A 26,450-nucleotide genomic window follows, 5' to 3' on the forward strand; every position below is an offset into this window, starting at 1 on the left:
CCCCGGAATGACGGCCGGGGTCAGTTCTTCAACCGATACCCCGTGCGGAAAATCCACCAGATCACGACCAGACAGATCACCAGGAACGCCGTCGTCATGCCGATGCTCACGGATACGCTGACGTCCGCGATCTCGTAGAAGCTCCAGCGGAAGCCGGAGATCAGATAGACGACCGGATTGAGCAGCGCCACCGTGCGCCAGGCGGGCGGCAGCATGTCGATGGAATAGAAGCTGCCACCGAGGAAGGTCAGCGGCGTCACCACCAGCATCGGGATCATCTGCAGCTTTTCGAACCCGTCGGCCCAGATGCCGATGATGAAGCCGAACAGGCTGAACGTCACCGCCGTCAGCACCAGGAAGGCCAGCATCCAGACCGGATGATGGATGTGCAGCGGCACGAACAGGCCGGCCGTGGCGAGGATGATCAGGCCGAGGATGATCGATTTGGTCGCAGCCGCGCCGACATAGCCGAGCACGATCTCGAAATAGGAGATCGGCGCCGACAGGATCTCGTAGATCGTGCCGGTGAATTTCGGGAAGTAGATGCCGAACGAGGCGTTGGCGATGCTCTGCGTCAGCACCGAGAGCATGATCAGGCCCGGCACGATGAAGGTGCCGTAGCTGACGCCCTCGACCTGGCTGATGCGCGAGCCGATCGCGGCGCCGAACACCACGAAATACAGCGAGGTCGAGACCACCGGCGAGACGATGCTTTGCAGCAGCGTGCGCCAGGTGCGCGCCATTTCGAACAGATAGATGGCGCGGACAGCCCGGTAGTTCATGACGCCCTCACGAGGTCGACGAAGATATCCTCGAGCGACGATTGCGTCGTGTCGAGATCGTTGAAACGGATGCCGGCGGTGCGGAGGTCGCCGAGCAGGCTGGTGATGCCGGTGCGCTCGCCCTTGGTGTCGTAGTCGTAGACCAGGGTCGCGCCACCGTCGCAGAGGTCGAGCTCGTAATGCCCGAGGCTCTCCGGCAGCGCATCGAGCTTGCCTTGCAGATGCAGCGTCAGCCGCTTCTTGCCGAGCTTCTGCATCAAGGTGGCCTTGTCCTCGACCAGCACGATCTCGCCCTTATTGATGACGCCGATGCGGTCGGCCATCTCCTCGGCTTCCTCGATGTAATGCGTGGTCAGGATGATGGTGACGCCGGATTGCTGGAGCGTGCGCACCACCTCCCACATGCCCTTGCGCAGCTCGACGTCGACGCCGGCGGTCGGCTCGTCCAGGAACAGGATCTGCGGCTCGTGCGACAGCGCTTTGGCGATCATCACGCGACGCTTCATGCCACCGGAAAGCGTGATGATCTTGCTGTCCTTCTTGTCCCACAGCGAGAGGTCCTTCAGCACCTTCTCGATATGATCGGGGTTCTTCGGCTTGCCGAACAGCCCGCGGGAGAAGCTCACGGTCGCCCACACGCTCTCGAAGGCATCGGTGTGCAATTCCTGCGGCACCAGCCCGATCAGCGAGCGCGCCTTGCGATAGGAGGTCTGGATGTTCTCGCCGCCGACCAGGACCTTGCCTTCGCTCGGATTGGCGATGCCGCAGATGATCGAGATCAGCGTGGTCTTGCCGGCGCCGTTGGGGCCGAGCAACGCGAAGATTTCGCCGCGCTTGATGTCGAGATTGACGTTCTTGAGTGCCTTGAAGCCGGACCCATAGGTCTTCGACAAATTGGCGACGGAAATGATGGAGGACATGATGGCCGCAAGTCTGAGGGGGGCGAAGGCTGGGGAGGGGAGGCTGGAACCTGCCGGGAGGACGGGTCAGCGGAGCCCTGAGATAGGAATGCCCTTGCCCGGCTGCAATTAGCCGGAGAAAAATGGCCTCAAAACAGGCCCTTCCGTGGCAGGTTTCGAGCAAGTGTTGCGCGATGGTCACGGCTTGCTGCTAAGATCGTCGTTCACGCGGCTCTTTGTTGCGTCTGCGAGCAGGCCATGGCTACGATTCCGGCCGAAGCATATTCCCAGGGAAAAGATCGATGAGACCGAACGGCCGTCACACCGCCGGCACCAGCCAGTTGTCCGCCCTCCGTGCATGGGCGATGGGCCTGCTTCTGCTGTCAGCTGTTGCCATCAGCCCGACCACCGTCAAGGCGGCGCCGAGCCAGGCTGCGGTCGCGACCACGCATGTCTACCTCCTCCGCGGCGTGCTCAACATCTTCTCGCTCGGGCTCGACACGATCGGCGCCCGGCTCCAGGCGCAGGGCATCCCGGTGACCGTCGCGAATTTCGTGTCGTGGTCCTCGCTCGCGGATGAGGCCGCCACCGCCTACAAGGCCGGCCGGCTCAAGACCATCGTGCTGGTCGGGCACTCCTCCGGCGCAACCGCGCTGCCGGACATGATCGCCAAGCTCAACCGTCTTGGCGTGCCCGTGAAGCTCGCGATCGGGCTCGACTCCGTGTTCAAGACCAAACTGTCGACCGGCGCCGAACGCTACATCAACATCTATATCGGCGACGGCCCCGGCGAGCCGGTGAAGCGCGCGGACGGTTTTCGCGGCAAGCTCGACAATGTCGACGTCCGCGGCTCCGGTGTCGGCCACATCTCGATCGACAAGAACGAAGCGATCCAGCGCCGCGTGATCGCCGAGATCGACGCCGCAATCATGCGCTCGCGCGCACCGGCTCCGGTTGCCGAACCCGGCGCGCCCAGGCCGGCGCGGTCGGCGGCGGCAACGGCTCCCCGGAACTAAGCCTTCGCCGCGAGCCGCTGAATTGACAATGCCGCCGTCATGCAGACGGCGGCATTGTCGTATCTGCAGAGCCAAACTCGATCACCTGCCGGTCGGAGGAAGGGAACTCGGCACCCGATCTGGTGTTGTCACACTATGACAAGGAAACGAAACGTCGGCCCCATGGCGGTTCAGCCCGAGCGGGCGTGGGCCGGTCGCCCTGTTTCCGAAAACGTCCTTGAGAAAAAGCCGCAGCCTCAATCGAGCCAGTTGAGCGCGACGCGAGCTGGCCTGTTGAGACAGCACGCGCTGCGAACGCAGCGGGCGCTGCTCGCAGGCAACAGCGACGGTCGCAAGAAATAAGAGTTCCTCGAATTGACAGGCCGGTGTTCCGGTGTGCCGTCTGTCTGGGGCCAGTCCACGTGAAGTTTTTTCAGTGCCCGTCATGCCGCCATCCTGTCTCGTTCGAGCACGTCGCGTGCGCGAATTGCAGCACCGAGCTGGCATTCGATTCCTCGCGCATCGAGATGACGAAACTTGCATCCCATCAAGCTTGCCGTAACCGCGAGATCATCGGCTGCAACTGGTGTGTCGAGGGCGCGAACTGGTATTGCGGCTCGTGTCGCGTCACGCGCACGATTCCGAACCTCGGCAGCACCAGAAACGTCATGCTCTGGCGCCGCATGGAGGAAGCCAAGCGCCGTCTTCTCTATGATCTCAGCCGCCTCAGGCTTCCGCTCGCATCGCGCAGCGGCGAACCATTGGCTTTCGACATTCTCTCGGACGAGGTCAGTCCGATCCTGACCGGGCATCTCTCGGGCCTGATCACGCTCAACCTTGCCGAGGCCGACGATGTCGAACGAGAATCTCGCCGCGTGGCATTCCGGGAGCCGTACCGCACGCTGCTCGGACATTTCCGGCACGAGATCGGTCACTTCTATTGGGACCTGCTCGTTGACGGCACGACATTCCAGGCCCCGTTCAAGCTGATCTTCGGTGACCAGGCGCAGGACTATCAGGCCGCAATCAACTCCTATTACAGCCGCGCCGACCGTTCATACGACCGGAGCGGCTTCATCAGCGAGTACGCCACGTCCCACCCCTGGGAGGATTGGGCGGAAACGTTCGCGCATTTCCTGCACATTGTGTCGACGCTCGACTCGCTGGCAGGTTTGCCGTTGTCGCTGGACGAGCGCGCCCGCCAGACCCTGACGGATCCCTATCTCGAGAGCGACTTCGAGGCACTCCTGGCCCTGTGGATGCCGCTTGCCCGCAGCATCAACGAACTCAACCGCTCGCTTGGGATGAGCGACGCATATCCCTTCGACATATCGCCGGCGGTCAAGGGCAAGCTGCATCTCGTCCACATGGCGATCAGCGCATTCCGCGATCAGCAGAGTTTGGCGGCGTAAACATCGCGCAGGACGGCCCCCGTTACGTCAGGAACGCGCGAATGCTGTCCGCGATCTCCTTCGCATGCGTCTCCAGCGCGAAATGACCGGTGTCAAAGAACTGCACCACGGCATTCGGATTGTCGCGTTTGAACGCTTCGGCGCCGGGCGGAATGAAGAACGGATCGTTCTTGCCCCAGACCGCCAGGAACGGCGGCTTGTGCTTGCGGAAATAGTCCTGGAAGGCGGGGTAGAGCGCGACGTTGCTCTTGTAGTCGCCGAACAGGTCGAGCTGCACGTCGTCCGAGCCCGGGCGCGCAAGGTAGAAATTGTCGAGGTTCTGGCCATCCGGTGACACGGTCATCGGATCGGAAACACCATGCGTGTACTGCCAGCGCGTGGCTTCCGGCGTGAGGAGCGCGCGCAGCGCGTCGCGATTGGCCGGCGAGGGATCCTGCCAATAGGCCTTGAGCGGAGTCCAGTTGTCGCTAAGGCCATCCTCATAGGCATTGCCGTTCTGCGAGATGATCGCCGTGATCCGCTCGGGGTGGCTGAGCGCAAGCCGGAAACCAGTCGGCGCGCCGTAGTCGAAGACGTAGACCGCGAACCGGTCGAAGCCGATCACCTCGGTGAAGCGTTCGATCACGCGTGCGACGCTATCGAACGTGTAACGGAAGCTTTCGCGCGAAGGCATGCCGGATTGGCCGAAGCCGGGAAGGTCGGGCGCCACGATATGAAACCTGTCCGCAAGCAGCGGAATGAGGTCGCGAAACATGTGGCCTGCGCTGGGGAAGCCGTGAAGCAGCAGGAGTTTTGGCGCTCCGACAGTGCCGGCCTCGCGATAGGCCACCTTGAATCCGTCGACATCCGCGCTGCGGTACGTGATTGACATGACCTTCTCCATTGGTAGTAACCCTATTAAAGCTAGCTAAGAGGTTACGTCCACCGTCGTAACTTGTCAATGGCGCCTTAACCGGTTATGTAGGTCCATGTTCTCCCGACCGGCCAAGGACCGCTCATGGATCGCCCGCCCGCCATGTTCATCGCCGACTCGCTCGGCCTCGACTTTCTCAACTCGGTGGCGACACCGGTCGATACGCCGGTGGACTGGATCGACGGTGGTCATGGCCTGATCGACTGGCTGGCGCAGGCAAAGCTGGTGCCGCCGGATGATCTGCACGCGCTGACGGCCCGCGCCACGCCGGACGAACTGGACAAGGTCGCGGATCAGGCGCGCGCCTTGCGCGAATGGTTCAGGGGATTCGTGCGCAAGCATGCGGGCCGGCCGCTCACGAGGGATGCATTGCGCGAGCTCGGTCCATTGAACAGCCTGCTGGAGCGCGACGAAGCCTTCAGCCGGATCGAGCCCGGGCCTCACGATGGCGGCGCTCTCGCATTGCGAATGAAACGGCGCTGGCGCTCGCCGGAAGCGCTATTGCTGCCGGTTGGCGAAGCCATGGCGAAGTTCGTATGCGACGAGGACTTTTCCAACGTCAAGGCGTGCGAGGGGCACAACTGCACCATGCTGTTCGCCGACCACACGCGCAGGCGCGCGCGGCGATGGTGCATCATGGCGGTCTGCGGCAACCGCGCGAAACAGGCTGCCCACCGCAGCAGGCTCAAGAGCGTGCAGTGATTGGGTGTCGAGATGCTGGAATGAGCGCGGATCGAGCCCCGGTTCCGTGCCCCAAATTCCACCCAATCGGCCGTCACTAAGCGCCTTTGGGGGAGGCTGCAGCCTCCCGGAGTGGGACTGCTGGACTGATGATCGATTTGAGGCGACTTCTCGCGCTGGCAGCCGTTGCGCTGCTCGCCTTAAGCACCGGGACGGCCGTTGCCTCACCTGCCAAGACGAAGCCCGCCGCGGCCGCACCCGCCGCACCACCGCCCGTACCGTTTGAGCCATTGCCGCCGCCGAAAATCTACCTGTTTCGGGGCGCCATGGGGCCGTTCTTCTCCACCGGCATGGACCGGCTCGAAGAGAAACTGACGCAGGCCGGCTTTTCCGCCAACGTCTATGAATTCACCATCTGCCGATGGATCGGCGATCGTGCCATCTCCAGCTACAAGGAAACGCCGGCGCCGATCGTGCTGATCGGGCATTCGATGGGCGGGCTTTGCTCGATCGTCATCTCGGAGATGGCGGCCAAGGAGAACATCCCGATCAGCCTCGTCATCACCATCGATCCCGCGCATGCGACCGGCGACGTGCCGCTCAATGTCGAGCGCTTCATCAACATCTACCTCTCCGACAGCGTGCTTGGCGGCGGCAACGTGGTCGCGGTGCCGGGCTATCGCGGTCACTATGCGAGCTATGACCTGAAGGAGAACGCGCGGGTCAGCCACATCAACATCGAGAAGTCCGACGACATCCACCGTCAGATCGTCGACATGGTCACGCAGTTGCCGCGCATTCCGCCCCAGACGCAGGTCGATGCCGTGCCGCTGCGCTATCTCGTGCCGGCGAATACGCTGGTCGAATTGTGGGACAGCGGCGTGCGGCAACCGGTGCGCCGCGGCGACACCATGGAGAGCATCGCGGCGGCCAATCGCGTGCCGCTGTGGTCGCTGGCGCAGAGCAATTCGCTGCCGGAGAACGCCACGCTCACCCCCGGCCAGTCCATCATCGTCCCGCGCCACCTGACGCCGCCGGAGCCGACAGCCGCCATGGCGACCCCGCCGGCCGCACGGCGGTAAGCGGTCAGCAACGGAGATCGCCGGGATGGAGCTTGGCTGATGCCAGGCACCATCCCTCGCGGCGCCTGTCATTCACGAATCTTGTGTCGCGGCAGCCATCTTGATGCGGATGTCGCCAAGGAGGAGCGAGCCGTGGTGGAAGCCCGGCCCGCCGGGCGATAGGGCGCGGCGAGAAGCATCAGAAACAATGCCCTTTCAGCCGCATATTTGGCGGCGGGTCGGCCATTTTCGAAGCCGTGCATGACGAGGCGTCCCTCCGTCGTACAGACATGCCATCGCCATGTCCTTCGACCGCATTTCTTCAGGAACACTTCGAACGTCGGGAGGTGTTCGGGCATGTCAATTAGCCGTGGCTGCTTGCCGCCCGGCGCGTGATTGCGTTCCCCATCGCGCCGTTCGGGGCCTGAAAGGTGAGCGGAAAGGCGGAGAGGGCGAGCTTCTCGATCGCCGAACGCTCCTCGGACACACGTCTCTCGATGAACCGCCGCTCGAACTCGGTCAGCTCGGTCTTGAGCAACCGCTGATAGCGGCTGATGTTGCTGCGGTGGCCGCGCAACAAGGCCAGCTCTTCATCAACCATCATCGCAATCCTCGTTGAGCTGTCGTTGCCTAGGCTGCGAGGCCGGTTCGTTCGACGGATCGCGTGCGGACCGGCTTGCCACCCGGAGGTCCTTTCGGATGGTGGTCGAGGCTCGCGAGCGCTTCCAGAATTTCGTCGATGGTGACGGCTTTGCCCGAGCCGGGCAGTTCGCGCAATGCCGGACTCGAGGCGATACTGGCTGCGTCCGAAGCCCAGGACGCGAGGATTGCACGCTTCTCGCCGATCGACAGAGTTGGATCGGCTAGGACGTCGCGGGGATGATCATAGACAGAGCCAGGGTGCAATATCGCATTCAGATCGATGATGTTGTCGACATGATCGAGCATGAGAGGTCCTCCTCCTTTCTTTAAACCTCTGACTTGCATTCGGGTGCGCGGTCGAAGGCCATGGTCGATCCCGCCCGACGATCGGGCGGGATCACCGGGTCTCCGACAGACCAAATTCAGGCGGCTTTGCCCTCGAGTTGATGCACGTTGCCGGACGGCGCGGCATTGATGGCAATTCGCCGCGGCTTCATGGCTTCAGGGATTTCCCGGACCAGTTCGATCTTGAGCAGGCCGTTCTCGAACGAGGCGCTGTGCACCTGAACATAATCGGCCAGGTTAAACTGCCGCTTGAACGGCCGCGCGGAAATGCCCCGGTAGAGATATTCGCGTTCGGTCCTGTCCGGCTTGTTTCCCTCGACGGTCACCGCGTTCTGCTCGGCCGTCACCGCGACCTCGTTGGGTGCAAAGCCCGCAATCGCAAGCGAAATCTGGTAGCGATCCTCGCCGATGCGTTCGATGTTGTAGGGGGGATAGTTGTCCTCGCCGGCACGCTGTGCCGTTTCAACGAGGTCGAAAAGGCGGTCGAAACCAACGGTCGAACGCCACAAGGGAGAGAAGTCGTAAGTGCGCATAGCCAGATCCTCCAAGGAGCAAAATGGATACGAACGACACCGGACACGACCGGTGCCCGTCTCAGCTTCCCGACCCACCAGGCGTCGGGAACGCCACCTCTCGGCGGCAGCGGAAAAATAAAAAAAGCCTGTTTTGGTTTCAAGAGGGGATCCAAAATTTTTTGGAATCCCCCGCGCCTCCCTAACCCTCTCGCCGCAAGAACGGGCGGGGAGGGAGACGCACCTCGGACTACGCGTTCGATCCGTGGATCGCCTCGATCACGGCGTCCGTCACGTCCTTCGTCGTCGCCGTGCCACCGACATCGGGCGTCAGCACGCCGGCTGCACATACTTTCTCCACCGCCGCCATCAACCGCACCGCCGCGTCCTTCTCGCCGAGATGCTCCAGCATCTGCGCGCCGGTCCAGAACGTCGCGACCGGATTGGCGATGCCCTTGCCGGTGATATCGAACGCCGAGCCGTGGATCGGCTCGAACATCGAGGGGAAGCGGCGCTGCGGGTCGATATTGCCGGTTGGCGCGACGCCGAGGCTTCCCGCCAGCGCGCCGGCGAGGTCGGAGAGGATGTCGGCGTGCAAATTGGTCGCGACAATGGTGTCGAGGCTCTTCGGATGCAGCGTCATGCGCACCGTCATGGCGTCAACCAGCATCTTGTCCCAGGTCACATCGGGGAATTCGGCCGCGACCTCGGCGGCGATCTCGTCCCACATCACCATGCCATGGCGCTGCGCGTTCGACTTGGTCACCACGGTCAGGAACTTGCGCGGACGCGACCGGGCGAGCTCGAACGCATAGCGCATGATGCGCGTCACGCCGACGCGGGTGAACACCGCGACCTCGGTGCCGACCTCTTCGGGGAGACCCCTGTGGGCGCGGCCGCCCATGCCGGCATACTCGCCCTCGGAATTCTCGCGCACGATCACCCAGTCGAGGTCGCCGACGCCGACATTGCGCAGCGGCGAGGCGACGCCCGGCAGAATCTTGGTCGGCCGCACATTGGCGTATTGGTCAAAGCCCTGGCAGATCGGCAGCCGCAGGCCCCACAGCGTGATGTGGTCGGGCACGTCGGGCGCACCGACCGCGCCGAAATAGATCGCGTCGAATTTCTTGAGCTCCGCGAGGCCGTCGGCCGGCATCATGACGCCGTGCTTCTTGTAATAGTCCGAACCCCAGTCGAACGTCTTGATGTTGAAGGCGAGATCGCCGCTACGTTTGGCCAGCGCCTCCAGCACGCGAACGCCGGCGGAGATGACCTCGGGGCCGATGCCGTCGGCGGGGATCGCTGCAATCGAATGGGTGCGCATGAAGTGCTCCGTCCAGATGTCGGTGGGATTGCGTGACGCTAGGGAACCTAGGCGGGGAGGGGCAGGGACTCAATCGACACTGGTTTATACAAAAAAATGATATAATTCCGTCACAGGATCAGAGGACCGGTGAATGGAATTGCATCAGTTGCGATGCTTCGTGGCGGCGGCCGAGCAGTTGCATTTCGGCCGCGCGGCGCAGCATCTCCAGATGTTGCCCTCCGCACTCGGCCGCCAGATCAAGCTGCTGGAGCAGGATCTGGATACGCGGCTGTTCGCGCGGACGACGCGGGCGGTGTCGCTGACGGAAGATGGCGCAATGCTGCTGCGCGATGCCCGTGCCATCCTCGCCCGCGTGGAGGCGGTCGAGAGCAATCTGCGCAATCGCTCGCGCGCAGGGGCTGCTCGAAAACTCCGGGTCGGCGCCATCGACAGTGCTGCGGCGGGGCTGTTACCGGCATTGCTCCGCGACTTCCGCGCAAAGCGTCCTGATATCGCGGTGCAGCTTCTGGAGGAGAAGACCGTCCGGCTGCTGCCAAAGATCCTGACCGGCGCGCTCGATCTTGCCTTCGTGCGTCCACCGGCTCAGCGGGACAAGCGGCTTGAATTCCGCGATCTGCTGCAGGAGACAGCCATCGTGGCCTTCCCGCAGCGCCACGCGCTGGCCAAACGCAAGTCGATCACGCTGGCGGAGATCGCCGAGGAGGCGATGCTGGTGCCTGATCGCCGCTCGCGGCCGCACAGCCACGACCTCACCATGAAACTGTTCGAGCAGGCTGGCCTCACGCCGCGCATCGTGCAGGTCGCCGACGAGAAGCAGACCATCATCAATCTCGTCGCAACCCGGCTCGGTGTCGCAATCGTGCCGCGTTGGTCCACCCGGATGGCGGTATCCGGCGTGCGCTTCGTGCCGCTGCGGCCAAAGCAGATCGGACCCGTCGGCCGGCTGCCGCTCGCTGCCGCATGGCTGCGCGGCTCGCGTGACCCGGCCCGCGACGCGATGCTGTCCGTGCTCGAGGCGCGCCTGCGCAGCTATGCGCGGGACGCCTGAGGCGCTATGACATCGGCTGGGCGAGAAGGGTGATGCGATGACGGAACGGAGAGCTTCGAACGAATTGCGGGTTGCCATCGCGGGGCTCGGCTCGATCGGCACCAAGATCGCGACCGCGCTCGATCAGGGCATCGAAGGATTGACGCTCTCTGCCGTGGCGGTGCGCGATCCCGCAAAGCATCAGACGTTCCTCGCCAGCCTGCGTCGTCCGCCATCCGTCCTGCCGCTCGACCAACTCGGCGACGCCGCCGACATCGTGGTCGAATGCGCGCCGAGCAGCCAACTGCGTGCGATCGTCGAGCCCGCGGTGAAACGCGGCAGGGCCGCGGTCGTCGTCAGTGTCGGCGGGCTGCTCGACAATTTCGATCTTGTCGATCTCGCCCGCGCCAATGGCGGCCGCATCCTCGTGCCGACCGGCGCGCTGATCGGACTCGACGCCGTCAACGCGGCTGCGATCGGCACCATTCATTCGGTGAGGATGGTGACGCGCAAGCCGATCGACGGCTTGAAGGGCGCGCCGTTCATCGTCCAGAACAACATCGATATCGACAATCTGCGCGAGCCGCTGAAGCTGTTCGAAGGCACGGCGCGCGAGGCCGCAAAAGGCTTTCCGGCCAATCTCAACGTCGCGGTCGCGCTGTCGCTCGCGGGCGTCGGGCCGGATCGCACCCAGGTGCAAATCTGGGCCGACCCGACCGTGACGCGCAATGTTCACCGCATCGAGGTCGAGGCGGATTCGGCGCGCTTCTCGATGTCAATCGAGAATATCCCGTCCGAGAATCCCAAGACCGGGTTGATTACGGCGCTGTCCGTGATCGCCCTGCTCCGCAAGCAGCGCGCCACGTTGTGTGTAGGGACATAGTGAGGTGGGATTTGGTTAGCCCAGACGGCGGTGCACTCCCTCCCCCGCTTGCGGGGGAGGGTTGGGGAGAGGGTGTCTCCGCAATGGGACAATCCCCCAGAGGCGGGAGCCCTCACCCGGCGCTCTGCGCCGACCTCTCCCGCAAGCGCGAGAGGTGTAGGGAGCCCGCAGCGCGTATCTCGACATAACTTCCGCCTACGCGCCCGTCACGCGCCAGATCACGTTGCCGACGTCGTCGGCCATCAGCAGCGACTTCTTGTCAGGACCGATCACGACGCCGACCGGGCGGCCGTAGGATTCCTTTTCGTCGGGTGCCAGGAAGCCGGACAGGATGTCGCGTGCGGGACCCGAAGGCTTTCCGTTCTCGAACGGGATGAACACCAGTTTGTAGCCGGACAGCGTGCTGCGATTCCACGAGCCGTGCTGGCCGATCGCCATGCCGTCGGGGAAGCCAGGCAGCGTGCCCGCCGGCATCCAGCACAGGCCGAGCGAAGCGGTGTGGCCGCCGAGCGCGTAGTCCGGCGTGAGCGCCTTGGCGACCATCGCCGGATCCTGCGGCACGCGCTCGTCAACCGTCTTGCCCCAGTAGCAATAGGGCCAGCCGTAGAAGCCGCCGTCGCGCACCGAGGTCAGATAGTCCGGCGGCGTTTCGTCGCCGAGGCCGTCGCGCTCGTTGACGACGGTCCAAAGCACACCGGTCGTCGGCTCCCAGGCAAGACCAACGGGATTGCGCAGGCCGGCGCCGAAGATGCGGTGCGTGCCGGCGACGAGGTCGAGTTCGTAGACCGCGGCGCGGCCTTCCTCGACCTCCATGCCCATCTCGGCGATGTTGCTGAGCGAGCCGACGCCGGCATAGAGTTTTTTGCCGTCGGGGCTTGCGAGCAGGCTGCGGGTCCAGTGGCCGCTTGGCTTGAAATTGGTGAGGCGCTTGCCCGGCGCGGTAATGCGATCGGCGTTCGCCACGTACGGGAAGGCCATCACGCCGTCGGTGTTGCCGACATAGAAGGTGTCGCCGACCAGTGCCATGCCGAACGGCTGGCTGAGATTTTCCATGAACGCGCCGCGATACTCCGCGACGCCGTCGCCATCCTTGTCGCGCAGCAGCGTGATGCGGTTGGCACTGACGCCGAGCGCGGCGGCGCGCCGCATCGTTGCCTGCATCGCGTAATGAAACACGGACCGCGGCGCCCCCGCGATCTGCGTCGCCTCCGCGATCAGCACATCGCCATTGGGTAGCACCTCGATCCAGCGCGGATGGTCGAGGCCGGTCGCGAACGCATTGACCTTGAGCCCGGGTGCGACCGTCGGCTTCTGTCCTTCGCTCCAGCCCCGCGCCGTCGGCATCTTCAGTGTCGGGATGGCGCCCTGCGGCTTGGCTTCGGGAATAGCGGGCGACTGGCCCCAGGCCGGCGCAGGCACGGTGCCCGACAGCTTCCGCCATTGCAGCGCGATGCCGCCGAGAAGCGCAACGAACTGCGCAAAGATGCTGGAAAACGTCATGAGAGGCCCCTGTTTGCGCGCGCATCCAACGGGCTGACGGGCCAGACGTCAACCTGTGTGGAGCGCCGCGGGGCTCTATTCCCGTGGAATGGCAGCCGTTCGAATTTGCATGGGACGAATCCCGGCAGGCTGCCCGGAGATCAGCGGCCGATCTGTTGCTCTAGCCGTCGCGCCGTGCGGAAATCATCCAGATGATGAACGTTCGGCGCCAGCGCGGCCTCCCTGGACAGGAGATGATAGACGCGCGCCACCGTGCGCTGCTTCTGCTTCGGCCGCCCGGGCGGCAGCGCCCGCGCCTTGCGGACGGCGGCGATCGCGTGCTCGCGAAAATAATCGTAGGCGTCGGACATGGCTCGATGCTCTGCGAGTGGTGGCAGGTATCGAGGGGCTAACGGGCGCAGGCAGCAGGGGTTCCTGGCAGCAGGGGGCCGATGTGTTGCGCACCCAGCTTCCTCAACGTCGTCCTGGCGAAAGCCAGGACCCATACCGCGGAATCCATCGATTGCGTGCGACCTCAGTTCCGGGCAATCCTCGCCAAACCGCTCCCTGGGGTAATGGGTCCTGGCTTTCGCCAGGACGACTCCGGAGGTGCAGCTGCGCTACGCTTGCGATGACAGCGTTGAAGCGATACCCGCTCTTACCGCGGCGACAGGAACGGGATGATCATCGGCACGCGGCGGCAATAAGCGCCGTAGGCGTCTTCGCCGAGCTCCTTGGACAGGAACACTTCTTCCATTCGGCCCTTCTGCCACATGCCGAGCGAGATCAGGATCGCGCCGAGCATCGCAGTGACCGTGCCGACCGCGATGCCGGTCACCAGCATGCCGAGGATCAGGCCGGTGTAGATCGGATGGCGCACGATGCCGTACGGGCCGGTGTCGATGACGCGGTGGTCTTGCTTGTGGGTGATGGTGTTGGACCAGAACTGTCCGAGATGCAGCCGTCCCCACCAGGTGAAGGAGATGCCGGCCAGCACGATCAGCGCCACGACGTAGACGGCTGTATTGCTGAACACCCAGAGCGGCTTCTCACCGAGCACCTCGGCGGTCCAGGGCGTGAACAGGATGCCGCCGACCAGGATCGGGATGCGATAGCGGCCGGACTCCAGCGTCATCACCTGCTTCTGGGTACGGCCCTGCCAGAACGAGGCGCCGACCCAGCTTGCGAGCCAGGCGAGCCAGATCAGGGCGAGCAGTTGCGTGGGCCAGGTCGTGGTCCAACCACCCCAGGCGACCGAGAGAAGCTTGCTGAAATCGAAGGACATGCGGAAAGGTTCTTTGGGTTGGGCGGCAGCTCAGCTGGCGCGCGAGGAGAGCGCGTGATGCTCGATGGCGCCGGAGGCAAGCGCGCCGCCGCGGGCGAGAAGATGGGTGATGGTTTCGCGCAGGACCGGCTCGATCGGGCGCGGCGCGTAGCCGAGCTCGGTGCGCGCCTTGCCGATCGAGAGGTCGCTAGCGGCGAGCGCGATGCGCACGCCCTCGGCAGTGCCGTTGGGCGGCCGGCGCGTGATACGATCGGAGAGATATTCGAGCATGATGCCCGACAGCTCGGCCATCTTGCCGGGAACGACGACCGGGAATTGCCGGCGGCCGCTCATCGCGGACATCATCCGCAGAATCTGGCCGAGCCTGACGCAGTCGCCGCCGAGGATGTAGCGCTGGCCGTTACGCCCGCGTTCCATGGTCAGCGCGAGGCCCATGGCGACGTCGCGGACGTCGACGAGATTGACCGGGAAGTCGAGATGCGGCTGCACTTTCTTCTGCAGGAAGTACCACAGCATCGCGGTCGGCGGCGTCAGATTATGATCGGCGGCACCGATCGGCATGGTCGGGGTGCCGATCACCAGCGGGAAGCCTGCGGCTGCGGCCTTCGCGGCGCAATGCTCGGCCAGCGATTTCGACCGCGTGTAGGCGCCCGGCATCGCATCGGCCGGCTGCAGCGCCTCTTCGGCGGGAACACCGTTGAGGTCGGAATAGGGGAACAGGATCGATTCCGTCGAGCAGTGCAGGAAGCGCGAGACCCCGCGCTTCATCGCGGCCGCGAGCATGATCTCGGTGCCGCGGCAATTGACATCGTGAAAGGCCTGCTTGTCGGCGACCCACATGCCGGGCAGGCCGGCGAGGTGATAGACCTGATCCACACCCGCCATCGCGGCATCGACCGCGGCGCCGTCCAGCACCGAGCCACGGGCATATTCAACGTCGGCATACGGCGTGGCCGGCGCACGAACATCGAGAACACGCACCCGCTGCCCACGGGCGCGGAGCGCTTCTACGAGATGATGTCCGATGAAGCCGCTGCCACCGGTAACCAGTACGAGAGCCATGCAGAAGGTTTGCTGTTTCGCGTCTAGAACTATCGGGTTGAAAGGGAATTGGTCGGAACTGGCGCCAGAATCGCGGCAAGGTCGCGACGGAAGCCCAATGCAATGAATAATTTTGCCATGACAAACATCGGTCCAAGCAGGAAATGCGTGGGGTGGTCGACCATCGACGGCTGCCGCTCCTCGAAAACCTTGTGGCCGACGACCTGCGCAGTGACGCCAAGTCCGATCAGCACCGCAAAAATCGACCACATCATGACGATCGAGACCTGATTGCCGATCGCGGTTGCGACCAAAAGCAGCACGATCATCGCGGCGAGGATGCCGAGCCCGATCCCGGCGTCCAGCATCAGCCAGTAGACCAGCACCGGCAGGGCAAGAATTACGGCCAGGCTGACCTCGATCCCGAACAGCGGGAAATGCACCTGCGTCAGCGGCAGCACAGCACCGGTGAAGAGCAAGAGGATGCCGACCACGTGCATCGCGCAGTTCCAGGGATCGCGATGATATTCGACGTAGTCGGCCAGTTGGTGTTGAAAATAACTGGCCATCTCGGTCTCGTGCAGCATGGGGTCGGGGAGGACGAAAAAAGCCTATAGCACCTGATAGGGCGGTGCACAAACCGGCGCGATTGTCGCGCGAGGCCGCGCCGTCGCGCTGTGAGACAGGTCACAAAACGATCGGGACTTCAAAGGGTTCCGTCAGGCGCCGTGGCGCGTCCGCTCAGTGCTTCCTAGCGGGCTTTTTCGCCGCAGGCGCAGGTGTCGCAGCCGGATGCGCAGGCGCTTCCTCCGGTACCTTGGCATAGGTCAGGATTTGCAACTGGCCGTTGACGACTGAGCTTGGCTTGGCGCGGTCGAGAAACTGCTCCTCGCCGAGGCCGATCGGATGCAGCCGCTTGGTCGAGATCTTGAACGTGTTCACCAGCACGTCGCGAATCGCGTCCGCCCGGCGCTGGCTCAGGATCGCGTTGGCCTCGCGCGTCTTCGCGTTGGATTCCACGTGGCCGACGATCAGGAACGTGTAGGGCAGCAGCGCGGCATGGACCAGCGCGTCGGCGAGGCGGCCGACGGTCTGGTAGGACGCCGGCTGGATGATCGGAGTGTCGGCGTCGAACTGGATCTGCGCGGTGAACGTCGGCAAACTGGCCAGATCAGGCGCGATCAACGGCCGGTTCACCGGACCCGGATCGTTCTTGATCCTGGCCTTGGCCCGCTCCATCACCTGCAGCTTCAGCGCGGGGATATCGATCTCGGCGGGCTGTTCGAAATGGTTGAGCTTGCCGACGATGTCGTCGCGGGTCGGCGGCGCCGTCTGCGCCTCGGCTGTGCCCGCGAGCAAAGCGAGGCCAAGCGCGATGCATATTCCGGCGGTGGTAAGCCTGTTCGCTGGCATCACCGATACCCCGCGTCGTCGACGGCCTTCAGGCAGTTGTTGCTGATGCCCTTGGGCGTCGAGATCAGGCAGGGGACCGCCTTGCTGGTCTCCTTGGTCGAGCCGCCGCAGACCTTGACGATCTCGCGCTGGCAGGCGTTCGCCACCGTGACGCGGGCAGCGACGCGCTTCTGGATCGCATCGAAGGCGCCGAGATAGTCGCTCTGGCACTGCTGCGAGAGCACGTCGCGGTTGCGCGACAGGCACTCCTTCAGGCGGGTCGAATCCGGGTTGACGCCGCGGCAATTGGCGACGATTTCCGCGCCGCAACTTTTCGCCAGCAGCCCGATCGCATCGCCAAAGCTCATGGTCTCCGCCGCCGCAAGCGACGGCATACCCAATGCCAGCAAGATCAGTGTGATGGAGCCCCGGACCATGGCCGCATCTGATACGGGGAAGTTCGCGGGGGTCAAGAGGCGTTCGGGCGAGAAGTGTCGAGAGTCCGACCAGTGCGGCGAACAGTCCTCACTCCGTGGCCTCAGTGAGGGGCGGCCATTCGATCAGGGCGACCGTGTGCTTCGCGAGGTCGTCGGCCACATCCGGGTCGGCCTTGAGCTCGTCCAATGTCCGCGGCGGGGGAAGCTGGCGGCCGTCCGCGATCAGTTCCTGTGCATAGAACGCGAGTGCCTCGGGCGCATTCTCCAGGGCCTCATCGACGTCGTCGCCGCCGGAAATGCAGCCGGGCAGGTCGGGAAACCACACGCCGACGGCTTCGTCCGGGCCGGCGTCCTCGATGATGGCAATGTAGTGCGGCATGCAGGCCTCACGCCCGCTGCACAAAACTGTCCACGACCTTCTTTTCCCCCGCCTTGTCGAAGGCGATGGTGAGCTTGTTGCCGTCGATCTTGGTGACGCGGCCATAGCCGAATTTCTGGTGGAAGACGCGGTCGGAGAGCGAGAATTCCGAGGTCGTGCCGGTGGATTTGGCCACCAGCTCGCCCTCGATCGTCAGGGGCCCCCGACGGCGCGAGGAGAAGCTGCCGAAATCGGGCGAGGACGACTGGGACGAAAACGACGAGGCCTGTTCCTCGAAGCTGCCGCGGCCGCCATTACCGCCCCCGCCGCCGCCGCGATTGCGATTGGCCTGGGCGCGCTGCCAGCCGGGGGTCGAATAGGTGGAGCCGAACGCTTCCATGTCGTCGAAGCGGGAGGCGCCGTAGCCGCCAGTGCCGCCCCAGGCCGAGCCGCCCTTGGATTCCGTGATCTCGACATTGGCCGCGGGCAATTCGTCGAGGAAGCGCGAGGGGATCGTGGTCGACCAGGTGCCATGGATCCGCCGATTGGTGGCAAAATAGATTTTGGCGCGGCGGCGGGCTCGGGTCAGGCCGACATGACCGAGCCGGCGCTCTTCCTCAAGGCCGGCGCGGCCCTGTTCGTCCAGCGTCCGTTGGCTCGGAAACAAGCCTTCTTCCCAACCCGGCAGGAACACGTTGTCGAATTCCAGCCCCTTGGCCGAATGCAACGTCATCAGCGACACCGCGTCCTCATCGGCGCCGCTGTCGCGGTCCATCACCAGCGAGATGTGCTCCAAGAACCCTTGCAGGTTCTCGAACTCCTCCATCGAGCGCACCAGCTCCTTGAGGTTCTCGAGCCGGCCCGCGGCGTCCGCCGAACGGTCCTTCTGCCACATCTCGGTGTAGCCGCTCTCGTCGAGCACGATCTGGGCGAGATCCGTGTGCGACGTGACCTCGCGCTGGGCGCGCCAGCGGTCGAACTGGGCGACGACGTCGCGCAACGAGCCGCGCGCCTTCGGCTTCAGCTCGTCGGTCTCGACCACCGCGCGCGCCGCTTCGAACAGCGGAATGCGGCGCTTGCGGGCGTGATCGTGCAGCATCTGCACGGTGGCATCGCCAAGGCCGCGCTTGGGCGTGTTGACGATGCGCTCGAAGGCGAGATCGTCGGCCGGTGAATTGATGACGCGCAGATAGGCCAACGCATCGCGGATTTCGGCGCGCTCGTAGAAGCGCGGGCCACCGATGACGCGATAGGGCAGGCCGAGCGTGACGAAGCGGTCCTCGAACTCGCGCATCTGGTAGGAGGCGCGAACGAGAATCGCGATCTCGTTGAGTTTGTCGCCCTGGCGCTGGATCTGCTCGATCTCCTCGCCGATGCCGCGGGCTTCCTCTTCCGAATCCCACGAGCCCGTCACCGTGACCTTCTCGCCGTCATGGTCCTCGGTGCGCAGCGTCTTGCCGAGCCGGCCCTCGTTGTGGGCGATCAGGTGCGAGGCGGCGGCGAGGATGTGGCCGGTCGAGCGGTAGTTGCGCTCGAGGCGGATGACCTTGGCGCCGGGAAAATCATGGTCGAAGCGCAGGATGTTGTCGACCTCCGCGCCGCGCCAGCCATAGATCGACTGGTCGTCATCGCCGACGCAGCAGATGTTCTTGACGTGGGGGGCAGCGAGTTCCGTCATTCCGGGGCGATGCGTAGCATCGAACTCCGGTGCGCGATCGCGCACCTGAGAATCTCGAACGGCAGACTCATCTCCGGATTCCGGGTTCGGCTCTTCGAGCCGCCCCGGAATGACAGTGGGCGAGGTTGGCTTCGTCGGTGCCTGCGACAATAGCCGCAGCCACAGATACTGCGCGACGTTGGTGTCTTGATACTCATCGACCAGGATGAATTTGAAGCGCTGCTGGTACTGCCGCAGGATATCCGGGTGCTCGCGGAAGATGCGGATGTCCTCGAGCAGCAGATCGCCGAAATCGGCGGCGTTCAAAATCTTCAACCGCTCCTGGTAGCTCGCATAGAGCTTGCCGCCCTTGCCGTTGGCGAAGATGGCGGCTTCGCCCGACGGCACCTGCGACGGCGTGAGGCCGCGGTTCTTCCAGCCGTCGATCAGGCCGGCCAGCATGCGCGCGGGCCAGCGCTTGTCGTCGATGTTGTCGGCTTGCAGCAGCTGCTTCAACAGCCGCACCTGATCGTCGACGTCGAGCACGGTGAAGTTCGACTTGAGCTGCGCCAGTTCGGCGTGGGTGCGCAGGATGCGTCCGCCGATGGAGTGGAAGGTGCCGAGCCACGGCATGCCTTCGACGGCATGGCCGAGCATCTGGCCCAGCCGGTGCTTCATCTCGCGCGCGGCCTTGTTGGTGAAGGTCACCGACAGGATTTCGGAGGGGCGGGCGCGGCCCTGGCTCAGGATATGGGCGATGCGCGTGGTCAGCACGCGGGTCTTGCCGGTGCCGGCGCCGGCCAGCACCAGAACCGGCCCGTCCAGCGTCTCCACAGCCTCGCGCTGCTCCGGATTGAGCCCGGACAGGTATTGCGGGCCCACCGAGGCGCGCGCGCGCGCGGCAATGCCGCCGGCTGCGGGCTGGTGGTCGGGGACGCTCTGGGACGTGATCTTGCTCGGCTCGGTCATGCGAATCATTTGCCCCACGTTGGCACCGCGGGGTGGTGAAAGGGGAGCCTTCTTAACAGGGATTGGTCCCTATATGGGGCCGCGGACGGGGGTTTTCCACGTGCGCGGAAAGCCAATTTGTTCCTGCGGGTCAGGCGAATTTCCGGCCCCAGCGGCCCGGAACCATTGTTCCGAGTTGGCGATTGGTTCTGCAAGTGAGGCGCGTCAGCCGCGCCGATCGCAGACAGACATCGAAACAGAGGTTCGGACCATGCTTAGCTGGGTTGTGACGTTTCTGGTTATCGCCTTGATCGCCGGTATCCTGGGCTTTGGCGGCCTCGCCGGCGCGTCGATCGAAATCGCCAAGATCATCTTCTTCATCGCGGTCGTGCTGTTCCTGGTCTCGGCCGTTGTCGGTCTGGCCCGCGGCCGTAACAGGGTCTAGCGCGCTTACCGCTTCGAGGGCATCGCCACGTTCCGGCCGATGCCCTCGGGCCGCGGTACGGCACTGTGGGCCTTGACCACCGCTGCGATGCGCTCGCGGATGTCTGGCGGAAACGCCGCCACCTTTCGTGAGCCCATGTCGATGTGAAGCGACATGTTTTCGGAGGTCGCCGACAACCAGCCCTCGGTGGCGTGCCGCAGCTCCTGGAATGTGTGCAGCCGCTTGTCGTCGGCCTCCAGCAGCCAGACCGAGACCTGCACGGGATCGCCCAAGTGGATTTCGCGCAAATACCGCACGTGGCACTCGGCAGTGAAGGTCGAGCCGCCTCGCTCCTTCATATAGCCCGGCCCGATCCCAAGCGTCAGCCACATCTGGTCGATCGCGCGGTCGAACATCACGTTGTAATAGGCCATGTTGAGGTGGCCGTTGTAGTCGATCCATTGCGGCTCGATCTGCATGATCGAGGCGCGGAACGGCTCGGCATCGGGCGCAGCGGTGACAGTGTCCGGCATGTGTCCTTCCCCAGCTATGCGTCCGGTCGCTTGACTTGACCGGTTAGATGTCCTTTGCCACGGTCTCTTCTCGTCGGGAGGAATTTCCGTGGGTACGACCATCACCAATAATCCGCCGCGGCCGGCGCCGAAAGCCCTCGCGACCGCGCTGGAGCAGCTTGCCGCACGATTCGGCAACCGCCTCATCACGTCGCAGGCCGTCCGCGAGCAGCACGGCCACACCACGACGTGGATTCCCAACCAGCCGCCGGACGGCGTGGTGATGGCGCAGGAGACCGCCGACATCCAGGACGTGGTGCGGATCTGCGCGAAGAACGGCGTCCCCGTCATCGCCTTCGGCACCGGCACTTCGCTCGAAGGCCAGGTCAATGCGCCCGCGGGCGGCATCTCCATCGACCTGCGCGACATGAACAAGGTGCTGGCGGTGCACGCCGAGGACCTCGACTGCGTGATCCAGCCCGGCGTCACCCGCAAGGCGCTGAACGAGCATCTGCGCGACCAGGGCCTGTTCTTCCCGATCGACCCCGGCGCTGACGCTTCGCTCGGCGGCATGGCCTCGACGCGGGCTTCCGGCACCAATGCGGTGCGCTACGGCACCATGCGCGACAGCGTGCTGGCGCTGAAGGTCGTCCGCGGTGACGGCGAGATCATCACCACGGGCACGCGCGCAAAGAAATCGTCGGCCGGTTACGACCTGACGCATCTGTTCGTCGGCGCCGAAGGCACGCTCGGCATCATCTCCGAATTGACCATCCGCCTGCGTGGCATTCCCGAGACGATCGCAGCCGGCGCGGTGTCGTTCGAGACCGTGCATGGCGCGTGTCAGGCCGTGATCCTGGCGATCCAGACCGGCATTCCCGTGGCGCGCATTGAGCTGCTCAATGCCGCGCAGGTGAAGGCTTGCAACGCCTATTCGAAGCTGACGCTGGCGGAGACGCCGCTGTTGCTGATGGAATTCCACGGCAGCGAGATCGAGGTGGCCGAGCAGTCCAAGGCGTTCGGCGAGATCGCCAGGGATTGCGGCGGCGGTGATTTCTCCTGGACCACCAAGCCGGAGGATCGCACAAAACTTTGGCAGGCACGGCACGACGCCTATTGGTCGGTGAAGGCGCTACGGCCCGGCGACAGCATCGGCGTGGTCGCGACCGACGTCTGCGTGCCGATCTCGCGGCTTGCGGAATGCGTCGGCGAGACCGAGGAAGACCTCAAGCGCCTCAATCTGTTGTCGCCGATCGTCGGTCATGTCGGCGACGGCAATTTTCACTGCTCGCTGGTCTGCGACACCAACGATGCCGACGAGATGGCGCGCGGCGAGGAATTCATGCACCGCCTGGTCGAGCGGGCGCAGGCGATGGACGGCACCTGCACCGGCGAGCACGGCATCGGCCAGGGCAAGCAGAAATATCTCAGGGCCGAGCTCGGGCCGGAAGCGCTGGATGCGATGCGGGCGCTGAAGCATGCGCTCGATCCGCAGAACATCTTCAACCCCGGCAAGATCGTGCCGGAGGCGGAGAGCCTGCGCAGCTAACGACCGGGAACTTTCGGCAGTCCTGTCGGTTCCAACTCCCGCCAGTTCCGATGCCTCAATGGCAGGGGTCTGCGCGGGAGGGTACAATGGTGCGACCGGTCATTCGAATTGCCGCGGTGGCATTTGCGTGCATGCTGGCGGGAGCGGTACTGGCGAAAGGCGGCCATGGCGGCGGCCATGGCGGTGGGCACGGGGGCGGGCATGGCGGTGGGCACGGGGGTGGCCATCATGGCGGCGGTCATTTCGGCGGTCACGGTTTCGGGCACGCGCATGGCGGCGGCGGGCATCATGGCGGGACGCGGTTCGCAGCCGGAGCCCGACATGGTTCCTCGAAATTCGGTCAGATCCGCAATACGGGTATCCGTCCCGCGCATTTTCGCAATGCCCTGAACGCGCACTCCAGCGCGTTTCGCAATGGCCGGCTGATCAGCAATCCGGCGGCGCGGGCCCAGATCGCAGCTGCGGCCGCCCTTGCCGGCTGGCACGGCGCAAGCGGCGGTTGGTGGCAACATGCCGGGGGCGGCTATGGCTGGGTCGGGCCGCTGTTCTGGCCGTTCGCCTACAACGACCTCTACGACTACGCGATCTGGGGCGACGGTCTCGGCTTCTGGGGCTACGGCTATCCCGACATCTATGCCGGCATGTTCGGCCCCTATGGCTATGATCGCCTCTCGGCCTATCTGCCGCAACGATCGCAGGGACGACGGCAAGCGCGAGGCGTTGCGCTCGATCAGCTTTGCGGCAGCGACCGTCGCGAAATCGTCGGTCTGCCGATCGACCAGATCGTCGCGGCGGTGCAGCCGACCGAGGCGCAAGGCGCAAGCCTCGACGAACTCGGCAATGTCTCGATCCAGGCAGCAGAGCTCATCCGCGCGGCCTGTCCAACGCAAGTCGCGGCGACGGCGCCCGGTCGGTTGGCGGCGATGCAGCAGCGCATCGAGGCGATGGAGAAGGCCGTCGAGCTGGTGCAACCGGCGCTCGACAAATTCTATGGGGCCCTCACCGACGAGCAGAAGGCCCGTTTCAATGCGTTGGCCGAGGATCAGCGCCGGACAGCGGCTTCCCGCGACGCCAGCGCATCGCTGGTTCAGAATTGCGGTGCGCCTGTTGGGCTCGATTGGCCAGCCGGCGAGATCGGCGCGCGGCTCCATCCCAGTGAGACTCAGCGTGCTGCTCTGCAAGTGCTTCAGGATACCAGCGCCAGGGTCAAAGATTCGCTCAAGGACGCGTGCCAGCCCAGCGACGTGATGACACCACCGGCGCGCATGGCCGCGGTTCACAAGCGGCTCGAAATGATGCTGGACGGCGTGAAATCAGTGCGGGCCGCGCTCGAGGATTTCTATGGCACGTTGAGCGACGAGCAGAAGGCGCAGTTCGAGGCGATCGGGCCGCGTCGGACGTCCTGAGCGCGTCGCAAAAAGCCGTGGCGGAAAACCGCCTCGCCGATCGCACTGCGGTTCTCTATGCTGGGTGGCGCTGAAGCAGAAACAATGCGGTGGCCGGAAGACCACGGGTGGCGGGGTGATGGAGTGGTTCGCAAGGAAGAAGGCGGGCGACGTCTGGGATGAGACGGTCGAAGGACCGCTCGGCGACATCGACGCCGCCGAGCGCATCCGTGCGATCTGTGACGCGGCTGCGGCCAGCGCGGCAGGCAGCGCGCGCAACGACAAGCGCGACAGCGCGCGCTACGAGCGCGCGGCGAAAGTCGCGATGGAAATCGCGATGAAGATCTCAGATGGACTGATGCGCGACGACGCAGTGCACCGCATCGTCGATCTCTGCATGAAGGCAAACGACCTCAAGACGGCGCAGATCCTGTTTCGCGCGATCCATGCCAGCTGGATCCGCGAAACGGTCCAGCGGGATCATCCGACATTGGCGCAGTGAGCGGTGCTCGCGCGATCGTCGTTGCACCAAGACCCTCATGGTGAGGAGCGCGTCTTCGCGCGTCTCGAACCATGAAGGCCCGGATCTCGCCCGTGGCCATCCTTCGAGACGCCCGCTTTTCGCGGGCTCCTCAGGATGAGGATCGGAGTGCGTAGCAGGACTTATTTCGCCAACTTCCGCACGGCCTCGTCCACACTGTGGAAGACGTTCTCCCGGGGCAGCGCCTCGAACAGCCTGAACCGCTCGAACGCGGCCTGCGCGCGTACCGATTCCAGCCGGGCCAGCGCGACCGTGACACCCTGTTCGCTGCAGGCCCTGAAAACGTCGAGCAGGATCTGCGCGGCGGTGAAGTCGATCTCGACCATGCCGCTCGCCTCCAGCACCAGCAGTTGCGGCGGCGTCGCGCCGAGCACCCTGGACACGTCGCTGCGAAAGCCGGGCGCATTGAGGAACGACAGCGGCGCCTGCAACCCGATCACGGCGACGCCGTCGATGCGCTCGCCGGTGATGTGCGGGTGCGCCGGCCACCAGATCGTGGTGCCCGGCACGCGCTCGAACTCGACCAGCCGCGCGCGCGTCGTGCTCCAGATGCCGTGCAGCAGCGACAGCACGATGCCGAGGAACGCACCCTGCTGGATCGGCAGCACGATGATCAGCGCGGCGGTGGCGGCGATCAGAAGGAATTCGCTCGGGGATTGGTGATAGATCGTGACGATCTGCTTCACGCGGATGATGCGCAGCGCGACGAACAGCAGGATGCCGCCGAGGGCTGCGTCCGGAACGTGCTGCAGCAATCCCGTTCCAAACGCGAGCAGCGCCAGCACGATCGCAGCGGCGGCGAGACCCGCGAGCTGCGATTGTCCGCCGGTCTCGGCGACAATGCCCGTCCGCGGCGGGCTGGCATTGACCGGAAACGCGCCGAACAGGCCCGACAGCACGCTGCCGGCGCCCGCGCCGAGAAAATCGCGATCGACATCGGCCGGCTTGTCGGGATCGGACGGGAACGAGCGCGTCGTCGCCGCAGTCTGCACCATCACCACGACCGTGATGACAAAGGCGAGCGGCACGAGGCGGACCCATTGCTCCGCTGCAAGCTCGGGGAAGGTCGGCCGCGGCAGCGTCCCCGGCACGAGGCCTACGACATTGACGCCCTTGCTCTCGAGGCCGAGTGCGATCGTGGCCAGCGTCGCGGCGACGAGCCCGATCAGCGCGCCCGGAATTTTTGCGCTGACCTTCTCGGAGACGAAGACCACGGCCAGCACACCGAAGCCGATGCACAGCGTGAAGGGATTGGTGCGGCCGAGCTCGCTTGCGAGCACACCGATGCGATCGAGCGTCGGCCCGCCCGGCGAGTCCAGACCCAGCACGCCCGGCAATTGCGAGACGATGATGTGGACGGAGATGCCGGCGAGGAAGCCGACCATGACGGGCACGGACAAGAGATTGGCGATGCCGCCGAGGCGGAAAGCGCCGCCGGCCAGCATCATCGCGCCGACCATCAGTGCCAGCGCGATCGCGAGCCCCTGATACTCAGGCGAGCCGGTGGCGGCCAGCGCCGCCAGTCCGCCGGCGAAGATCGGCGTGATCGTGGAATCGGCGCCGCAGGACAGGAAGCGGTTGCCGCCGAGCATCGCAAAGCCGAGCGAGCCCGCCATAAAGGCGAAGAAGCCGATCTGCGGCGCGAAGCCGCCGAGCCGCGCCGTGGCCATCTGCTCGGGAATCGCGATCGCCGCGAGCGTCAGCCCCGCCATCAGGTCGCCCGGGAGGGAATAGGACGCGAGTGAGCGAAACAGCGGCCAAGCTGGCTTGGCGTGAGCGTCGTGCGGCATCGATGTGGAGTCCCCGGAAAGCCCTGGCGTTAGTCGGTTAGACTACAGCATTTCCGTATCGGGAAGCAGAAGACGCAGTTTATCTCCATCCGTCGTCATTGCGAGCCACCGGGTCCGCGCGAAGCGCGGCCCCGGTGGCTCGCAATGACGGAGGACAGATCTGTCCTCCGTAT

The 26,450-nt window shown here is 64.8% G+C and carries 28 protein-coding genes; 10 read left to right on the forward strand and 18 right to left on the reverse strand.

Annotation, left to right across the window (positions count from 1 at the left end):
- Positions 1 to 20: 20 nt before the first annotated feature.
- Together ABIB80_RS18230 and ABIB80_RS18235 are read right to left on the reverse strand one after the other, a co-directional pair.
- A complete protein-coding gene (locus tag ABIB80_RS18230) occupies positions 21 to 782 on the reverse strand; it encodes an ABC transporter permease (protein WP_007600888.1) in 762 nt (253 codons plus the stop codon).
- Complete coding sequence (locus tag ABIB80_RS18235; RefSeq protein WP_007600889.1) at positions 779 to 1,702, reverse strand: ABC transporter ATP-binding protein; 924 nt, start codon at positions 1,700 to 1,702, stop codon at positions 779 to 781. Before ABIB80_RS18235 ends, ABIB80_RS18230 begins: the two co-directional genes overlap by 4 nt.
- A gap of 281 nt (positions 1,703 to 1,983) precedes the next feature.
- Here ABIB80_RS18235 and ABIB80_RS18240 point away from each other — a divergent pair, with 281 nt between their 5' ends.
- Together ABIB80_RS18240 and ABIB80_RS18245 are read left to right on the forward strand one after the other, a co-directional pair.
- Positions 1,984 to 2,697 carry a hypothetical protein gene (locus tag ABIB80_RS18240; RefSeq protein ID WP_007600890.1) on the forward strand — a complete coding sequence of 238 codons (714 nt, stop codon included), beginning with the start codon at positions 1,984 to 1,986 and terminating at the stop codon, positions 2,695 to 2,697.
- Positions 2,698 to 3,098: 401 nt separating this feature from the next.
- A complete protein-coding gene (locus ABIB80_RS18245) occupies positions 3,099 to 4,088 on the forward strand; it encodes a zinc-binding metallopeptidase family protein (RefSeq protein WP_007600891.1) in 990 nt (329 codons plus the stop codon).
- Positions 4,089 to 4,110: 22 nt separating this feature from the next.
- Here the strand turns inward: ABIB80_RS18245 and ABIB80_RS18250 are convergent, their stop codons facing one another.
- Positions 4,111 to 4,959 carry an alpha/beta fold hydrolase gene (locus ABIB80_RS18250; protein WP_007600892.1) on the reverse strand — a complete coding sequence of 283 codons (849 nt, stop codon included), beginning with the start codon at positions 4,957 to 4,959 and terminating at the stop codon, positions 4,111 to 4,113.
- A gap of 126 nt (positions 4,960 to 5,085) precedes the next feature.
- On the opposite strand from ABIB80_RS18250, the gene ABIB80_RS18255 reads away from it, so the two are divergent.
- A complete protein-coding gene (locus ABIB80_RS18255; protein WP_007600893.1) occupies positions 5,086 to 5,703 on the forward strand; it encodes a CGNR zinc finger domain-containing protein in 618 nt (205 codons plus the stop codon).
- A gap of 128 nt (positions 5,704 to 5,831) precedes the next feature.
- Positions 5,832 to 6,764, forward strand: coding sequence for a LysM peptidoglycan-binding domain-containing protein (locus ABIB80_RS18260; RefSeq protein ID WP_007600895.1), 933 nt, complete (start codon positions 5,832 to 5,834; stop codon positions 6,762 to 6,764).
- Positions 6,765 to 7,107: 343 nt separating this feature from the next.
- On the opposite strand, the gene ABIB80_RS18265 is transcribed toward ABIB80_RS18260, so the two are convergent.
- The 4 genes from ABIB80_RS18265 to ABIB80_RS18280 all read right to left on the reverse strand — a co-directional run bounded on the left by ABIB80_RS18265 (position 7,108) and on the right by ABIB80_RS18280 (position 9,566).
- Positions 7,108 to 7,347 carry a hypothetical protein gene (locus tag ABIB80_RS18265; protein WP_007600897.1) on the reverse strand — a complete coding sequence of 80 codons (240 nt, stop codon included), beginning with the start codon at positions 7,345 to 7,347 and terminating at the stop codon, positions 7,108 to 7,110.
- Positions 7,348 to 7,373: 26 nt separating this feature from the next.
- Positions 7,374 to 7,691: a hypothetical protein gene (locus ABIB80_RS18270; RefSeq protein ID WP_007600899.1), complete on the reverse strand. Its 318-nt coding sequence runs from the start codon at positions 7,689 to 7,691 to the stop codon at positions 7,374 to 7,376.
- Between the two features lie 116 nt (positions 7,692 to 7,807).
- A complete protein-coding gene (gene hspD / locus ABIB80_RS18275; RefSeq protein ID WP_035994254.1) occupies positions 7,808 to 8,263 on the reverse strand; it encodes a small heat shock protein HspD in 456 nt (151 codons plus the stop codon).
- Between the two features lie 229 nt (positions 8,264 to 8,492).
- Positions 8,493 to 9,566 carry a tartrate dehydrogenase gene (locus tag ABIB80_RS18280; protein ID WP_007600901.1) on the reverse strand — a complete coding sequence of 358 codons (1,074 nt, stop codon included), beginning with the start codon at positions 9,564 to 9,566 and terminating at the stop codon, positions 8,493 to 8,495.
- Positions 9,567 to 9,699: 133 nt separating this feature from the next.
- Here ABIB80_RS18280 and ABIB80_RS18285 point away from each other — a divergent pair, with 133 nt between their 5' ends.
- Together ABIB80_RS18285 and ABIB80_RS18290 are read left to right on the forward strand one after the other, a co-directional pair.
- A complete protein-coding gene (locus ABIB80_RS18285) occupies positions 9,700 to 10,617 on the forward strand; it encodes a LysR substrate-binding domain-containing protein (RefSeq protein ID WP_007600903.1) in 918 nt (305 codons plus the stop codon).
- A gap of 37 nt (positions 10,618 to 10,654) precedes the next feature.
- A complete protein-coding gene (locus ABIB80_RS18290; protein WP_007600904.1) occupies positions 10,655 to 11,479 on the forward strand; it encodes an aspartate dehydrogenase in 825 nt (274 codons plus the stop codon).
- Positions 11,480 to 11,674: 195 nt separating this feature from the next.
- Here the strand turns inward: ABIB80_RS18290 and ABIB80_RS18295 are convergent, their stop codons facing one another.
- From ABIB80_RS18295 to ABIB80_RS18335, 9 genes are all read right to left on the reverse strand, one after another.
- The gene (locus tag ABIB80_RS18295; protein ID WP_007600905.1) at positions 11,675 to 12,979 is read right to left on the reverse strand and encodes a PQQ-dependent sugar dehydrogenase; all 1,305 of its coding nucleotides are present in this window, start codon (positions 12,977 to 12,979) and stop codon (positions 11,675 to 11,677) included.
- 140 nt (positions 12,980 to 13,119) lie between these two features.
- On the reverse strand, positions 13,120 to 13,329 hold the full coding sequence (locus tag ABIB80_RS18300) for a hypothetical protein (RefSeq protein WP_007600906.1): 210 nt from the start codon (positions 13,327 to 13,329) through the stop codon (positions 13,120 to 13,122).
- A gap of 287 nt (positions 13,330 to 13,616) precedes the next feature.
- Positions 13,617 to 14,243 carry a methyltransferase family protein gene (locus ABIB80_RS18305; protein ID WP_007600907.1) on the reverse strand — a complete coding sequence of 209 codons (627 nt, stop codon included), beginning with the start codon at positions 14,241 to 14,243 and terminating at the stop codon, positions 13,617 to 13,619.
- A 30-nt stretch (positions 14,244 to 14,273) separates the two neighbouring features.
- Entirely contained in the window at positions 14,274 to 15,305 is a 1,032-nt protein-coding gene (locus ABIB80_RS18310) for an NAD-dependent epimerase/dehydratase family protein (RefSeq protein ID WP_007600908.1), read from the reverse strand.
- Positions 15,306 to 15,334: 29 nt separating this feature from the next.
- Positions 15,335 to 15,871 carry an Mpo1 family 2-hydroxy fatty acid dioxygenase gene (locus ABIB80_RS18315; RefSeq protein ID WP_007600909.1) on the reverse strand — a complete coding sequence of 179 codons (537 nt, stop codon included), beginning with the start codon at positions 15,869 to 15,871 and terminating at the stop codon, positions 15,335 to 15,337.
- Between the two features lie 154 nt (positions 15,872 to 16,025).
- Positions 16,026 to 16,697 carry an OmpA family protein gene (locus ABIB80_RS18320; RefSeq protein WP_007600910.1) on the reverse strand — a complete coding sequence of 224 codons (672 nt, stop codon included), beginning with the start codon at positions 16,695 to 16,697 and terminating at the stop codon, positions 16,026 to 16,028.
- Positions 16,697 to 17,113 (reverse strand): hypothetical protein, encoded by a 417-nt coding sequence (locus tag ABIB80_RS18325; protein WP_007600911.1) that lies wholly within the window; start codon positions 17,111 to 17,113, stop codon positions 16,697 to 16,699. Before ABIB80_RS18325 ends, ABIB80_RS18320 begins: the two co-directional genes overlap by 1 nt.
- A gap of 88 nt (positions 17,114 to 17,201) precedes the next feature.
- Positions 17,202 to 17,492 carry a type II toxin-antitoxin system HicB family antitoxin gene (locus ABIB80_RS18330; protein WP_007600912.1) on the reverse strand — a complete coding sequence of 97 codons (291 nt, stop codon included), beginning with the start codon at positions 17,490 to 17,492 and terminating at the stop codon, positions 17,202 to 17,204.
- 7 nt (positions 17,493 to 17,499) lie between these two features.
- Complete coding sequence (locus ABIB80_RS18335; protein ID WP_007600913.1) at positions 17,500 to 20,106, reverse strand: ATP-dependent helicase; 2,607 nt, start codon at positions 20,104 to 20,106, stop codon at positions 17,500 to 17,502.
- Between the two features lie 241 nt (positions 20,107 to 20,347).
- Between ABIB80_RS18335 and ABIB80_RS18340 the strand changes: the two genes are divergently transcribed.
- Positions 20,348 to 20,521, forward strand: a complete 174-nt coding sequence (locus ABIB80_RS18340; RefSeq protein WP_007600914.1) for a DUF1328 domain-containing protein — start codon at positions 20,348 to 20,350, stop codon at positions 20,519 to 20,521.
- 5 nt (positions 20,522 to 20,526) lie between these two features.
- On the opposite strand, the gene ABIB80_RS18345 is transcribed toward ABIB80_RS18340, so the two are convergent.
- Positions 20,527 to 21,033, reverse strand: coding sequence for a thioesterase family protein (locus ABIB80_RS18345; RefSeq protein ID WP_007600915.1), 507 nt, complete (start codon positions 21,031 to 21,033; stop codon positions 20,527 to 20,529).
- 88 nt (positions 21,034 to 21,121) lie between these two features.
- Here ABIB80_RS18345 and ABIB80_RS18350 point away from each other — a divergent pair, with 88 nt between their 5' ends.
- From ABIB80_RS18350 to ABIB80_RS18360, 3 genes are all read left to right on the forward strand, one after another.
- Positions 21,122 to 22,561 (forward strand): FAD-binding oxidoreductase, encoded by a 1,440-nt coding sequence (locus ABIB80_RS18350; protein ID WP_007600916.1) that lies wholly within the window; start codon positions 21,122 to 21,124, stop codon positions 22,559 to 22,561.
- 86 nt (positions 22,562 to 22,647) lie between these two features.
- Positions 22,648 to 23,967 (forward strand): Spy/CpxP family protein refolding chaperone, encoded by a 1,320-nt coding sequence (locus ABIB80_RS18355; RefSeq protein ID WP_007600917.1) that lies wholly within the window; start codon positions 22,648 to 22,650, stop codon positions 23,965 to 23,967.
- Positions 23,968 to 24,085: 118 nt separating this feature from the next.
- Complete coding sequence (locus ABIB80_RS18360) at positions 24,086 to 24,448, forward strand: hypothetical protein (protein ID WP_007600918.1); 363 nt, start codon at positions 24,086 to 24,088, stop codon at positions 24,446 to 24,448.
- 161 nt (positions 24,449 to 24,609) lie between these two features.
- On the opposite strand, the gene ABIB80_RS18365 is transcribed toward ABIB80_RS18360, so the two are convergent.
- Positions 24,610 to 26,277: a SulP family inorganic anion transporter gene (locus tag ABIB80_RS18365; RefSeq protein ID WP_007600919.1), complete on the reverse strand. Its 1,668-nt coding sequence runs from the start codon at positions 26,275 to 26,277 to the stop codon at positions 24,610 to 24,612.
- Between the last annotated feature and the right edge of the window lie 173 nt (positions 26,278 to 26,450).

The organism is Bradyrhizobium sp. i1.15.2 (genome assembly GCF_040548425.1).
GTDB classification, from domain to species: Bacteria; Pseudomonadota; Alphaproteobacteria; order Rhizobiales; family Xanthobacteraceae; genus Bradyrhizobium; species Bradyrhizobium canariense.